The organism is Streptococcus sp. DTU_2020_1000888_1_SI_GRL_NUU_041A (assembly GCF_032387735.1).
Lineage (GTDB): Bacteria > Bacillota > Bacilli > Lactobacillales > Streptococcaceae > Streptococcus > Streptococcus sanguinis.
Window position 1 is genome coordinate 1,777,560 of sequence record NZ_CP135591.1, and the last position, 12,333, is coordinate 1,789,892.

Here is a 12,333-nt window from a genome sequence, read left to right on the forward strand (position 1 = left end):
GCCTGTGTCATATTCTCTATTTTTCATTGAATCTCTGTATCTTGTAAAATAGTACTGTTCTGAGGTATAAGGGGTGAAAGACTATTAAGAATATCCTTCGGACTGCGGTTTTTGTTAAAAGTTGGATAATATGCACTGTTCTTTTCTTGCAGAATTTGATAAGCCTTAGGATACTCTTTCTGAATTGGGAGATTATTACTTTGTTTAAAGAATTCCTTTTTGAAATTTACAGTGTTGTAGTTGAAGTCAATTCCAAATTTAAGCAATCTATCTCCCGGTAAATTTTCCCCCTGATAATCTTTATTAATTGAATAATATAAACTCTCAATTTGTTGATTCTCCGGTGTGTAGTTGATTATTTTATTAGATTCTAAATCCAGATAGTACGCTTCAACGACTCTTTCAGAATCTTGTGCACCATTTACTGTCTTTTCCACATATGTCACAATATTAATCAAAAGCACTTCTCGTCCATCAGATAACTTATCAATTTTAGGTCCAATGTTTGTTAGCTTCCATTTTTTCCCCTTTTTATACCGCCATTCCAACAAATCAAATTCTTTCTTCTTTAACTTCTGATTTTGAGTATCATATATAACAATCTTAAAACTACTATTACTTTTCCCCCCAAAAGCTAATTTGAAATTTTTTCGAATTATAAAACGTTCTCCTGCAATAATGACATCATCATTGCTAGAGAATGTTTTGTTGTCCGAATCATTTTGTATATACTTCTGAATCTTCTTATCTTCTTTTGGATCTTTACTGATCCATTGTGCTACTAACCCCTTATCTCCCAAAAATACATAGTCACCAATTTCATAATCACCACTATAAGAATAGATACTATTGTAATAGTCATCTTGCGCCTTTTTTGCTTGCTCATCCTTATAGTATTTCCAAACAAAGAAAGCTACTATAGCAGAAAAAAATAAAAATAATAATGAAAATTTTTTAAAACTCACATATAATCTCCAGTCTATTAATATCTTTTATATTTTAACACACTTAGAATGAGGATTCAAAAAGACCGGTCGCCCAGTCTTTCATCTTGTATTAAAGTTCTTCATCTGTCTTGCTATATCGCGGTTTTGCTCGCGACGTTTGATTGACTCGCGCTTGTCGTAGTCGTGCTTCCCTTTGGCTAAGCCTAGGAGGAGCTTTGCATAGCCATCCTTGAGATAGACCTTGAGTGGCACCAACGTCATTCCGGTTCCCTTGGTCTCCTGCTCCAGCTTTTGGATCTGCTTCTTATGCAGCAGCAGCTTTCTGCGACGCTCAGGCTCTTGGTTCCAGATATTGCCCTCTTCATAAGGCGCAATATGGACATTGCTGAGCCAGGCCTCACCGTTCTTGATCTGGGCAAAGCCGTCTTTTAGATTGATACGGGCAGCGCGGACACTCTTGATTTCCGTACCAGTCAGCACCATGCCCGCCTCGATGGTATCCACGATGGTGTAGTCGTGTCTGGACTTTTTATTTTGCGCGACGACCTTTCCTTCTCCCTTTGCCATGCTTGGCTCCTTTCTTGACTATTTCCTTGTAAAATGCCTTCTGGCTCTTGCCTTTCTTGGACTTCTTCTCTTTCTTATCTCTGTTGCCTTTTTCTTTGGAAGAATGGCTGCGCTTGCCATCCTCACGGCGTCTCTTTCTGCCTGACCTGCCTCTGCCACTCTTGCTAGTCTTTTCTACCAGGTCAAATTCACTTGGCAGGTATTCAAAGTCAATCTCGCCTGTAGCCTTATCCGCTCGGACCAGCTTGATGCGAATCTGCTGACCGACCTTGAAGACCACGCCGGACTTTTCTCCTTGCAGGGTCATCGTCCGCTCATTATAGCTGTAAAACTCTGGCAGATTGGTAACATGAATCAAGCCTTCGACCGTATTAGGCAGTTCGACGAAGAGTCCAAACTTAACCACGCTTGAAACTACGCCGTCAAACTCTTCTCCAACGAATTCTTCCATGTACTCAGCCTTCTTCATGGCTTCAACTTCACGCTCGGCCTCAATAGCCCGACGCTCCCGGCTGGAAGACTGACTGGCAATCTCTGGAATCACTTGCTCAAAATGCTCTGCTATTTCTTTAGACTTGCCATAATCCCGTACCATCCGGTGAACCAGAAGGTCCGGATAGCGGCGAATCGGACTGGTGAAATGCGTATAAAACTCCGCTGCCAGACCGTAGTGGCCGTAATTGTGCTCGGAGTAGCGAGCCTGCTGCATGGAGCGCAGAAGCATCATGGATAGGACATCCTCATAAGGCTGGTCTTTGACCGATTCCATAATATCCTGCAGGGCCTGTTGACTCATAGAGCTAGCCGTCCCGTATATCCGAATCCCAAAGCTAGAGGCGTAGTCGATAAACTTCTGCACCTTCTCCGCCTTAGGCTCCTCGTGAATCCGATAGATGAAGGGCAGATTTAGCTTAGCAAAATGCTCAGCCACCGTCTCATTCGCCACCAGCATAAAGGACTCAATCATTCGCTCGGCAATTCCCCGCTGACGCAGGACAATGTCAACCGGCCGGCCTTCTTTATTGACCATGATTTTGGCTTCATTGGTGTCAAAGTTGAGTGCACCACGCTTAAAACGCATGCTTTCCAGAATTTCATGCAGACGAACCATGCTGTCAATACTAGGCACAATTTCCTTGAACTGCTCAGCTTTTTCCTGATTTCCAGCAATGATGTCGTTGACATCGCTGTAGGTCATGCGGAAGGTCGTCTTGATGACAGTCTGAGTAATGGTATGCTTGACCACGCACCCCTTGGCATCTATCTCCATGATAGCCGACTGGGTCAGCCGGTCCACATTGGGATTGAGAGAGCAGATTCCGTTTGACAAGCGCTCTGGCAGCATAGGTACCACGCGATCGGTCACATAGACTGAAGTCGCTCGATTGAGGGCTTCCTTGTCCAGCTCAGAGCCTTCTTTGACATAGTAGGACACATCTGCGATATGTACGCCTAGCTCAAAGTTGCCATTTTTCAGGCGCTTGATATGGACAGCATCATCCAAGTCTTTGGCATCCGCCCCATCGATGGTAAAGGTAATCTCTTCGCGCAGATCCAAACGTCCTGCCAAATCACTCTCTGTCGGTGCATCCGGAACTCGCTCGGCCTCTTCCAAGACCTTTTCTGGAAATTCGGAGACAATATCCATCGACTCCAGCACTTCTAATACATCAATACCTGGATCGTTGACATGACCGACCACATCGACCAGACTAGCCACAAAGAAATCGTGTTTCTTGGTCGGATATTTGTCAATAGCGACCTTGAGCACCTCTGTACCATCCAGAACCATAGCTGGTTTTTTGACATAAATAGGCTGGCTTATTTTCTGATTTTTCGAGCGGATATAACCCGCATACTTGGGCTTTTCCTCATCCAGAACCAGCTGACCAACCGCTGACGTCAGGCTGTGCTCCAAAATATCGATAATCTTAGCCTCAGCTGATGTTCCCTTGATACGGTCTGCCACCTTGGTAATGACTACTTCCACCGTATCACCATCAATGGCATGATTGACATCATTACGGCCGACAAAGAGGTCATCCTCTTCCTCATTCAAGGTAACAAAGCCAAATCCATTCTTGTGGGCATGAAAAACACCCTTGAGCGTCAGACGCTCCTGCTTTTTCTTCTCATAAAGCTCAATCCGCCCCTTGTCATCAAAGCGAATCTGATGCTTTCTTTCCATCTGGGAAATGGTCTTGACCAAGCTACTAAAGTCCTTGGAAGATTCTTTCCCCAAAGCAGCCGCCAGCTCATCCATGCTGGCCTGCTGCTTGTCTTTTAAATATTCAATGATTTCTGATTTCATATTCCTCTTCTCTTGATGAGCGTTTTCTTCATCCTTGCTAAATCTCTTTAAAACTTAAAAAATAGGCCAAGACGAAGTCAGAGCCCATTTTATTTACTAGATAATACTGCTAATACCAATGCAATCAGTAGCCAGAAGAAAATCATAATTCCCGTCATACGCTGCATCACAGCTTCAAAACCACGTGCCTTAGGACGTTCAAACAAGTCGTTGGCACTGGCATCAAAAACGTTGCTGGACTGATTTTTGGTTGGCTGCATGAAAATTGCAATGACAATAATAGCTGATAAAATGACTAAAATGGTTAATAATAGGTTGTACATAAATAAAAACTCCTTAAAATCCTATCTATTTTATCATAAAATTTACTTGGATTCAAGATGTAAAGTAACTTTTCTTTCCTTAGGACAATACTTTAAGACCTCAATTTTTTCCGGATGCGTTTTTGTATTTTTGCTGGTCAGATAGTTCTGACTGCCGCAGCTGGAACATTTTAAATTTATTTTAACGCGCACTAAATATCCTTCTTTTTAAATAAATTTCGAAAACTAAAGAGATTGGCCAGCATACTAACGGCAACCAGCCCTGCTGTTGCATAAAAGACTGAATGATAGCCATAGGCTGCCGCAATAACCGATCCAGACATAGGGCCGACCACCCCACCCAGATAAAAGAAAATCTGATTATAGCTGAAAATCCTAGAGATTCCAAATTTGGGTGTTATCTTACTTAGCAAAGCATTGACACCTGGTATCAGCGCCCCTGTTCCTAGACCGAATAAAAAGCGATAAAAGCCTAGCTGCATAGGGGAGCCAGCATTGGCACAGAGCAGATAAATCAGGATTGAATAGAACTGAGCCAGCACCAGAAGCCGGTGATTGCCGATACGGTCTCCTAACCGCCCCAGAATGCTGGAGCTCATCATACTGGAAAGTCCCATGCTAGAAACGATGAGACCCGAAATAAAAATCAGATTGTCCTTTTGACCCAGTTCTCTGACATAGAGGGCAAGGATAGGGCTGATAGATTGAGCTGCAAACTGGATAACAAAGCTGGTCAGAAAGAGATTCATCAGCATCCTAGGATACCTGAGTTGACGCAGCAATTCCCTAAAGCCTACCTCTTCTTGTCGGGTCACTGGCACAAAATCCTCCCGAATCAAATAAAAGGTCATCAAGGCTGCCACTAGAAAAAAGCCGCCAATCAGGAGAAAGACATTGCGAATGCCGAACATCTCCGCAATCAGACCCCCAATAAAGGGACCCATAAGATTACCCGCAACGACACCGGTCGAGAGAGTTCCCAGAGCATAACCTGTTTTTTCCTTGGGAGCCTGACTGGCAATCAGAGCTGTACTGTTGGGAACATAACCAGCGAAAACACCGTTTAGAAAGCGTAGGAGCAAGAGCCAGAAAATATTGGGCACAAAAGCAATGCCGCCCATCGTGAAAACCATGGCAGTAGCTGCACGTATCATCATAGGCTTACGGCCATACCGATCGGCCAGACTTCCCCATACAGGAGAGAGCAGTGCCGCTGAGATTGCAGAGAGTGAAATCCCTAGCCCAGCGTAATACTCCACCTCATGACCTCTGGCACCCAACTGCTCCACGAAAAGTGGCATAAAAGGCGTCACCAGAGAAATGCTAGCACCTGTCAGGAAGTTCCCAAACCAAGCGACTTTCAGGTTATGTTTCCAGTTTACTTGTGTCGTGACAAATCATCTTCTTTCTAATTTCTGCAAAGCATCGCGAAGCTGCTGTCGAGTTTCCTCAAGCGAGCCATTATTATCTATCAGCACATCCGCCCTCTTTCGCTTTTCTTGGAGAGATAGCTGAGCTGCTATGCGTTTTTCTGCCTCTTCCTGACTGAGAGAGTTTCGAGTCATAAGGCGACTGAGCTGAGTTTCCTCAGTCACATCCACCAGCCAGATCTGCTCAAACCAGTCTTCATATTGTAACTCAAACAGCAAGGGAAGATCCATAAAAAAGATATCTTCCGTCTCTGCCAGCAAATCTCGTCTGCCAGCCAGTTCCTCGCGGATAATCTGATTTTGTATTTGACTGGACTGCTCCAAGAGTTCGGGATTCCCAAAAATCATAGCTCCCAGCTTAGGCCGGTCCAAGCGCCCATCTTCCTGTAAGATAGATGAGCCAAAAGTAGATAAAAGAGCTTGATAAAGCCGTCCCCCCGGCTCTTGCAGCTCATGCACTACCTGATCCGCATCAATGACCTGATAACCCTGCTGCCTTAAAAACTCTGTCACAGTTGACTTACCTGAGGCAATGCCGCCAGTGATACCGATAATTCTTGCCATAACAGCTACCTCGCTTTCTGGCAGTGAGGACAGAGATGAGTACCGCGTCCACCCAGCTTAATTTTCTCAATCGGGCTGCCGCATCTAGCGCAGGGTTGCCCAGTCTTTCCATAGACCTGCAGAAAATCCTGCATCGTGCCATCTTCACCCAAAGCATTGCGATAGGTCCGAATAGTCGATCCTCTCTTTTCAATCCCGAGCTGCAAAACTTCTATAATCTGCTCACGCAGCCGATTGACTTCAGCAGGCTTCAGACTATCTGCTGGCCTTGCCGGATGAATCCGCGCCCGCCAAAGAGCCTCATCTACATAGATATTGCCTAGCCCAACGACCAAGGACTGCTCCAGCAAATAGGGTTTGATGGGCTTCTTGGAACGCTTCAAAGCTGCTGCAAAAGGAGATAAAAGAAAGTCCGCCTCTGTCGGCTCAGGACCAAGCTTTCTGGCAGCAAAATAAGCCTCCAGCTGGTCCTTTCTCAAGAGCTCCATGGTCCCAAACTTGCGGACATCCTCATAAACAAGCGTTCCACCATCCGTCGTCTGGAAAAAGACATGAGCATGCTTGCGCTCAGGCACCTCATCAGGATAAAAAAGATACTTGCCTTCCATTCGCAGATGGGAAAGCAGCACTCCACCCGTCAGGTAAAAGAGCAAATACTTGCCCCGACGGCCAATCCTTTCAATGGTCTGACCTGGCAAGTCATGGACAAAGCTATCCGCTCCCGTACCAATCATCTTGGCATAGCAGACCCGCACCTGATCAATCGTCTTGCCAACAACCAGACACTCCAAACCGCGCCGAACCGTCTCCACTTCAGGTAATTCAGGCATAAAGCTCCTTTCTTATTCTTCCTAATATCAAAGCCCCATAGCAAAGCTGTCCGAAAAATACTCACCCAGCATCAGGCGGTGTTTATCCGATACATTTTCCAGCTCTGCTATTTCTTCTTTAGAAAAAAAGCCTAAACGTAGAGTTTCCTCATTGTGAAAATTGGAAATATCAAAATCCTCCAGTGCTTGCAATTCATACAGAAAGACAACCGTCTGCACTTTGTCACCATTAGGATAAGATTCATCAAAATTAGTATAAACATTCAGCAAGCGCTTGGCTTCAACAGCAATGCCTGTCTCTTCGTGAAATTCACGCAGGGCTGCTTGAAGAGAAGTTTCCCCGAGCTCCATAGCTCCACCAGGAATCGCCCATGTTTTCTTATCACCTCGCAACTGCAGAAGCACACGACCTTCCTCGTCTGCCAGAATTCCACCAGCAAAATTCAAGATAACCTTATCATGCCCCACCTTGGAGCGAATATAGGAAATATAGTCCATATCAAAATCCTTTCAATTTCTCTGGAAAGGCAGCATTTTGAAAGAAATAGCACAGCAGCTGAATATGTGTATCCACATCACTAAAAAGCCAAGCATGCCCTTTGTCAGGATAGTAGGCGTATTCAGACCTAACATTTTTCTGTGCCAACCTGCGGTGCCAGTCATGAATAGTTTCGGCTTCTTTCCCACCTGAGACAAAGAAAGCAGGATTATCAAACTGCAAGTCAAGTCTCAGCAGATTTGCCTGTGACATCGCACGTCGAAATGAGCGCCGTTCAGCTCTTTGGAAATCTGCAACAAAGCGCTGAACGTCTTGGACAGGTGCTCCGTCCTCTTGCATCATCTTTGTCAGGAAATTGGCTACAAATTTAGTATTTTTCAAGAAAGACATAAGATAGACAATGGCAATGATCTTGAGATAGCCCTTAATTGGCTGAGGGCTTGCCCCATCCACAATGACTTTATCTATAAGACTGGAATGTTTTTCCAACAACTTAAGTATGAGGGAACCGCCTAATGAAAGCCCAACCAAGTGCGGCTTGCCATGTGCTTTGCTTTTAATGACAGCCACAATCATTTCCACGACATCATCAAAGTTTGTCCACTCAATATTATGACTGGCTCCGTGACCAGGTAAATCCACAAGAATGCAATGAAAATCTTGCTCAAGCACAGCAACATGGTGTCGCCACATCTGACTGCTAGAGCCTGAAGCATGCAAAAAGATAATACTTTTTGGATTTTGCTCCCCTCTTTCATCAATGAATAATGACGGCATCTCCATCACCTCACTTACTAGCTTAGAAAACCTCAATACTCCTTCTTATTATAGCCAAAGTCCGCCAAGTCCAGCTTCTTGTCCCGCCAGTTTTTCTTGACCTTGACCCAGGTTTCTAGGAAGACCTTGTCCCCCAGCATGAGCTCAATATCGCGCCGAGCCATGGATCCGATTTTCTTCAGCATGGATCCGCCTTTACCGATGATAATGCCTTTTTGGCTGTCACGCTCCACCATGATTGTCGCTCGGATATGGACCTTGTCCGTCTCCTCGTCTCGCTTCATACTGTCAACAACCACTGCGACTGAATGGGGAATTTCCTCCCGCGTCAGCATCAAAACCTTCTCCCGAATCATCTCTGATACCAGAAAACGTTCTGGGTGGTCGGTAATCTGATCTTCTGGGAAATATTGGAAACCTTCCTCCAGATTTTCACTAAGGATATCAACCAGACGGGAAACATTGTTGCCCTGAAGAGCTGAAATCGGCACGATTTCTTTGAAGTCCATCTGCTGACGGAAATCATCAATTTGCGCTAAGAGCTGATCCGGATGGACTTTATCGATCTTATTAACCACCAAAATAACTGGCACCTTAGCCGCTTTCAGGCGTTCGATAATCATGTCATCGCCCTTGCCACGCGGCTCATCAGCCGGCACCATGAAGAGGACGGTATCCACCTCACGCAGGGTGCTGTAAGCTGCTTCCACCATAAAATCGCCTAGAGCCGTCTTAGGCTTATGGATTCCCGGCGTGTCGATAAAGACAATCTGCTCCTTATCCGTCGTGTAAATTCCCATAATTTTATTGCGTGTGGTCTGAGCCTTATCGCTCATGATGGCAATCTTTTGCCCCATAACATGATTCAAAAAGGTTGATTTCCCAACATTGGGACGTCCTAAAATAGCTACAAAACCTGATTTAAAAGTCATTATTTTACCTCTATTATTTCCATAAAAACAGCAGAAAATCGGCAGTCTCCCCCGATTTTCAAGTCTTTAAAAAATCCAATCCCAAATTTTGGGAACAAAAATAATCAGTCCCGTCACAACTGCAAAGCCAGACACGACCAGAACAGCTCCCGCTGCCATATCCTTGGCATTCTTAGCCCGCATAGAAAAGTGGTAATCGCTGGCCAAATCCACGACATTTTCAATGGCAGAATTGACAATCTCAAAGGCAATGACCAGAAAAATGCTCAAAAAGAGAAAGAGCCATTCTATCGCGGACAAGTCAAAAATCAGTCCCGCAACTATCACCGCCAGAGCCGAAAGTACATGTTTGCGCAGATTGCGCTCCTCTTTAAAGGCTGTAAAAATACCGGTTAAAGCAAATTCCAGACTCGAGACCACATCTCGATTTTTCCATTTGCGTTTGTTATTTCCTTGTGAGTCCATAAGCAGTTAAAATTTCTTCCTGTAAACCAAACATTTCCACTTCTTCTTCCGGCGTATAGTGATCATAGCCGTTGATATGCAGAAAACCATGCACTGCCAAAAAGCCCATCTCCCGCTCAAAGCTGTGGCCGTATTCCTCTGCCTGCTCACGCGCCTTGTCCACTGAAATGAACAGCTCGCCGATATAGGCATCAAAATCCTCCAGCATCTCAGCTAGCTCAGGATGGTCCAGCAAATCCTCCTCGTCAACAGCGATGTCCAGCTCAGGCTTATACTCCAAGCTGATCACATCCGTCGGCCGATCCGTATCTCTATATTCCAAGTTGAGTTCATGACTGCGCTCATTGCTGACAAAAGTCACAGCCATTTCCTTATTTTCCTTGCCCGTTTTCTGGGCCGCAAATTCCAAAATTTCCTGAGTCTGTTTAAGAATCTCTTCCGAAACCTGACCCGTTTCATCTACCATTTCGATATACATATCTTACCCGCTTTGCTAGTATTACCTTATTATATCATATTTTGACTCACTTTAGGGAGCCGAGGGCAGGGTTTTGGAAAATAGCAGAGCAGATTTGTCAACCTCTCACCACAAAGACAAAAGCAGCTATTCTTATTTTATACCTTCCCGAAACTTTGCCTTTCACTACCTGCTATCATTGGCAAAAAGAAAAGGCTGGGAAAACCCAACCTTGTCCTACAAGATGCTAATTGCCGGGATCGAACCGGCGACCTCATCCTTACCATGGATGCGCTCTGCCAACTGAGCTAAATCAGCGTACCTATCTAATATATCATGTAGATAGGTGCTTGTCAATATCCTTTCTCATTTTTTTGAAAAATAATCTTCCCTAGTCAGATAGTAATGAACCCGCATCACAATGCGGCCTTTCTCATGCTTATCTAGTGATGCATAAGGCTCTTCGTGGGAATATTTCATACCAGACTTGACCATAACTCGGCCAGATGCTGGATTATCCACATCATGCAGCGCTACAAGTTTGTTCATTCTGATTTCCTCAAAAGCTAGCTTGATTACTGCGCGATTGGCCTCTGTCGTATATCCCAGATTCCAGTATTTTTTATTGATTACGTATCCGATAGCCGCCGTTTTCAAGTCCAGCCTGATCTTATGCAGGTCAATAGTCCCGATGAATTTGCCACTTTCTTTCACTTCTATTCCCCAGCGCCCCAGAGGATTGGCCAGATAAAAGAGAGCGATATTATTGCGTGTTTCTTCCAGGCTTTTGTTTGTCTCAAAAGTATAGCGAGTATTTTCCTCATCTGAAGCGTACTCAAACATTGCCGGGGCATCCTCCAAGGTCACCGGACGCAGAATCAACCGCTCAGTTTCCAGTCTGGTATGACGAGCCAGTTTGACATAGATATTTTCCATCAGAGCCTCCTATTTTTTCTTAACAGAATAGCACAATTCACTAATGAAAGCAAACCACTCTGATTTTTTCTTGATTTTTGAAGCGTTTTCATATACAATAAAAACATCTTAAAAAAGGAGCATATTTTTTATGTTAATCGGTATTCCAAAAGAAATCAAAAACAATGAAAATCGTGTCGCTCTGACACCAGCTGGTGTTCACAGCCTCGTTGGTAAAGGCCATGAAGTTCTGATTGAGACTAATGCGGGGCTGGGATCTGGTTTTACAGATGCAGACTACCAAAAGCAAGGTGCAAAAATCGTCCCTACTGCTGCAGAAGCTTGGGCAGCTGAGCTGGTGGTCAAGGTCAAAGAACCTCTGGCAGCTGAATATGGCTTCCTGCGTGATGACCTCTTGCTCTTTACCTACCTGCACATGGCTGCCGCTCCTGAACTTGCAGATGCTATGACAAGTGCCAAGACAACTGGTCTGGCCTACGAAACTGTCCGCGACCAAGATGGACAATTGCCACTCTTGGTACCTATGAGTGAGGTAGCTGGACGGATGGCTGTCCAAATCGGAGCCCACTTCCTGACTAAGCGTGAAGGTGGATCTGGCGTACTTCTCGGTGGTGTACCGGGCGTTCCGAAAGGAAAAGTTACTATCATCGGCGGCGGTGTCGTAGGTACTCATGCCGCTCGTATTGCTCTAGGACTGGGTGCTCAAGTGACTATTCTGGATATCAGCGCTAAGCGTCTGTCTGTCCTAGAAGATGTCTTTGGTCATCAAATCCAGACCCTCATGTCTAATCCTTTCAATATCGAAGCTAGCGTTCGAGAAGCAGATGTCGTGATTGGCGCTGTCCTCATTCCAGGTGCTAAAGCTCCGAAACTGGTGACAGACGATATGGTTAAGCAAATGCGTCCAGGCTCAGTCATTGTTGACGTAGCCGTTGACCAAGGCGGTGTCATTGAAACAGCTGACCGCGTAACGACTCACACTGAGCCTGTTTACGAAAAACATGGTGTTCTCCACTATGCAGTTGCAAATATCCCTGGCGCTGTAGCCCGCACTTCTACCATTGCCCTGACCAATGTTACCCTTCCTTATGTTGAAGCCTTGGCAGAGAAAGGCTTCAAGCAAGCCATTGCAGATGACAAAGGACTGCGCCAAGGTGTCACAACCTACCAAGGTCACATCACCAGCCAACCAGTTGCAGAAGGCCTCAACAAGGACTACACATCTATTGACGAACTCGTTTAGTCGAACATTTCGACTTTTCAAATCAATCTCACAAAAAAGAGCAGAAATAAAT

General features: G+C 45.0%; 15 protein-coding genes and 1 tRNA gene. 1 reads left to right on the forward strand and 15 read right to left on the reverse strand.

Going from position 1 to position 12,333, the window contains the following annotated elements:
- Positions 1 to 23: 23 nt before the first annotated feature.
- The 15 genes from RSK81_RS08735 to RSK81_RS08805 all read right to left on the reverse strand — a co-directional run bounded on the left by RSK81_RS08735 (position 24) and on the right by RSK81_RS08805 (position 11,038).
- On the reverse strand, positions 24 to 965 hold the full coding sequence (locus tag RSK81_RS08735; RefSeq protein ID WP_315686551.1) for a hypothetical protein: 942 nt from the start codon (positions 963 to 965) through the stop codon (positions 24 to 26).
- Between the two features lie 81 nt (positions 966 to 1,046).
- Positions 1,047 to 1,514, reverse strand: coding sequence for an SsrA-binding protein SmpB (gene smpB, locus RSK81_RS08740; protein WP_315686553.1), 468 nt, complete (start codon positions 1,512 to 1,514; stop codon positions 1,047 to 1,049).
- Positions 1,477 to 3,825: a ribonuclease R gene (gene rnr, locus RSK81_RS08745; protein WP_223322416.1), complete on the reverse strand. Its 2,349-nt coding sequence runs from the start codon at positions 3,823 to 3,825 to the stop codon at positions 1,477 to 1,479. Before rnr ends, smpB begins: the two co-directional genes overlap by 38 nt.
- An 89-nt stretch (positions 3,826 to 3,914) precedes the next feature.
- Complete coding sequence (gene secG / locus RSK81_RS08750; RefSeq protein WP_002894878.1) at positions 3,915 to 4,148, reverse strand: preprotein translocase subunit SecG; 234 nt, start codon at positions 4,146 to 4,148, stop codon at positions 3,915 to 3,917.
- Between the two features lie 42 nt (positions 4,149 to 4,190).
- Positions 4,191 to 4,340: a 50S ribosomal protein L33 gene (rpmG, locus tag RSK81_RS08755; RefSeq protein WP_072074309.1), complete on the reverse strand. Its 150-nt coding sequence runs from the start codon at positions 4,338 to 4,340 to the stop codon at positions 4,191 to 4,193.
- Positions 4,340 to 5,512 (reverse strand): multidrug efflux MFS transporter, encoded by a 1,173-nt coding sequence (locus tag RSK81_RS08760; RefSeq protein WP_315687774.1) that lies wholly within the window; start codon positions 5,510 to 5,512, stop codon positions 4,340 to 4,342. The genes rpmG and RSK81_RS08760 overlap by 1 nt, the downstream gene beginning before the upstream one ends.
- 33 nt (positions 5,513 to 5,545) lie before the next feature.
- Positions 5,546 to 6,142: a dephospho-CoA kinase gene (gene coaE, locus RSK81_RS08765; RefSeq protein WP_223322415.1), complete on the reverse strand. Its 597-nt coding sequence runs from the start codon at positions 6,140 to 6,142 to the stop codon at positions 5,546 to 5,548.
- A gap of 5 nt (positions 6,143 to 6,147) precedes the next feature.
- Positions 6,148 to 6,972, reverse strand: coding sequence for a DNA-formamidopyrimidine glycosylase (mutM, locus tag RSK81_RS08770; protein WP_315686556.1), 825 nt, complete (start codon positions 6,970 to 6,972; stop codon positions 6,148 to 6,150).
- Between the two features lie 27 nt (positions 6,973 to 6,999).
- A complete protein-coding gene (locus tag RSK81_RS08775; protein WP_315686558.1) occupies positions 7,000 to 7,470 on the reverse strand; it encodes an NUDIX hydrolase in 471 nt (156 codons plus the stop codon).
- A gap of 1 nt (position 7,471) precedes the next feature.
- Positions 7,472 to 8,254, reverse strand: a complete 783-nt coding sequence (locus RSK81_RS08780) for an alpha/beta fold hydrolase (protein WP_125378139.1) — start codon at positions 8,252 to 8,254, stop codon at positions 7,472 to 7,474.
- Positions 8,255 to 8,280: 26 nt separating this feature from the next.
- Positions 8,281 to 9,180, reverse strand: a complete 900-nt coding sequence (era, locus tag RSK81_RS08785) for a GTPase Era (protein ID WP_002931140.1) — start codon at positions 9,178 to 9,180, stop codon at positions 8,281 to 8,283.
- 66 nt (positions 9,181 to 9,246) lie between these two features.
- The gene (locus tag RSK81_RS08790; RefSeq protein ID WP_002894866.1) at positions 9,247 to 9,645 is read right to left on the reverse strand and encodes a diacylglycerol kinase family protein; all 399 of its coding nucleotides are present in this window, start codon (positions 9,643 to 9,645) and stop codon (positions 9,247 to 9,249) included.
- On the reverse strand, positions 9,626 to 10,123 hold the full coding sequence (gene ybeY / locus RSK81_RS08795) for an rRNA maturation RNase YbeY (RefSeq protein WP_023916514.1): 498 nt from the start codon (positions 10,121 to 10,123) through the stop codon (positions 9,626 to 9,628). Before ybeY ends, RSK81_RS08790 begins: the two co-directional genes overlap by 20 nt.
- Before the next feature lie 224 nt (positions 10,124 to 10,347).
- Positions 10,348 to 10,420, reverse strand: a tRNA-Thr gene (locus tag RSK81_RS08800).
- A 48-nt stretch (positions 10,421 to 10,468) separates the two neighbouring features.
- Positions 10,469 to 11,038 (reverse strand): GNAT family N-acetyltransferase, encoded by a 570-nt coding sequence (locus RSK81_RS08805; RefSeq protein ID WP_023916516.1) that lies wholly within the window; start codon positions 11,036 to 11,038, stop codon positions 10,469 to 10,471.
- Positions 11,039 to 11,168: 130 nt separating this feature from the next.
- On the opposite strand from RSK81_RS08805, the gene ald reads away from it, so the two are divergent.
- Positions 11,169 to 12,281, forward strand: a complete 1,113-nt coding sequence (gene ald / locus RSK81_RS08810) for an alanine dehydrogenase (RefSeq protein WP_125378093.1) — start codon at positions 11,169 to 11,171, stop codon at positions 12,279 to 12,281.
- Positions 12,282 to 12,333: the final 52 nt, after the last annotated feature.

Bases quoted from the DNA above. Each gene is read 5' to 3' on its own strand.
- smpB (WP_315686553.1), bottom strand. From the start codon at position 1,514: ATGGCAAAGGGAGAAGGAAAGGTCGTCGCGCAAAATAAAAAGTCCAGA.
- rnr (WP_223322416.1), bottom strand. From the start codon at position 3,825: ATGAAATCAGAAATCATTGAATATTTAAAAGACAAGCAGCAGGCCAGC.
- secG (WP_002894878.1), bottom strand. From the start codon at position 4,148: ATGTACAACCTATTATTAACCATTTTAGTCATTTTATCAGCTATTATT.
- coaE (WP_223322415.1), bottom strand. From the start codon at position 6,142: ATGGCAAGAATTATCGGTATCACTGGCGGCATTGCCTCAGGTAAGTCA.
- mutM (WP_315686556.1), bottom strand. From the start codon at position 6,972: ATGCCTGAATTACCTGAAGTGGAGACGGTTCGGCGCGGTTTGGAGTGT.
- RSK81_RS08775 (WP_315686558.1), bottom strand. From the start codon at position 7,470: ATGGACTATATTTCCTATATTCGCTCCAAGGTGGGGCATGATAAGGTT.
- RSK81_RS08780 (WP_125378139.1), bottom strand. From the start codon at position 8,254: ATGGAGATGCCGTCATTATTCATTGATGAAAGAGGGGAGCAAAATCCA.
- era (WP_002931140.1), bottom strand. From the start codon at position 9,180: ATGACTTTTAAATCAGGTTTTGTAGCTATTTTAGGACGTCCCAATGTT.
- RSK81_RS08790 (WP_002894866.1), bottom strand. From the start codon at position 9,645: ATGGACTCACAAGGAAATAACAAACGCAAATGGAAAAATCGAGATGTG.
- ybeY (WP_023916514.1), bottom strand. From the start codon at position 10,123: ATGTATATCGAAATGGTAGATGAAACGGGTCAGGTTTCGGAAGAGATT.
- RSK81_RS08805 (WP_023916516.1), bottom strand. From the start codon at position 11,038: ATGGAAAATATCTATGTCAAACTGGCTCGTCATACCAGACTGGAAACT.
- ald (WP_125378093.1), top strand. From the start codon at position 11,169: ATGTTAATCGGTATTCCAAAAGAAATCAAAAACAATGAAAATCGTGTC.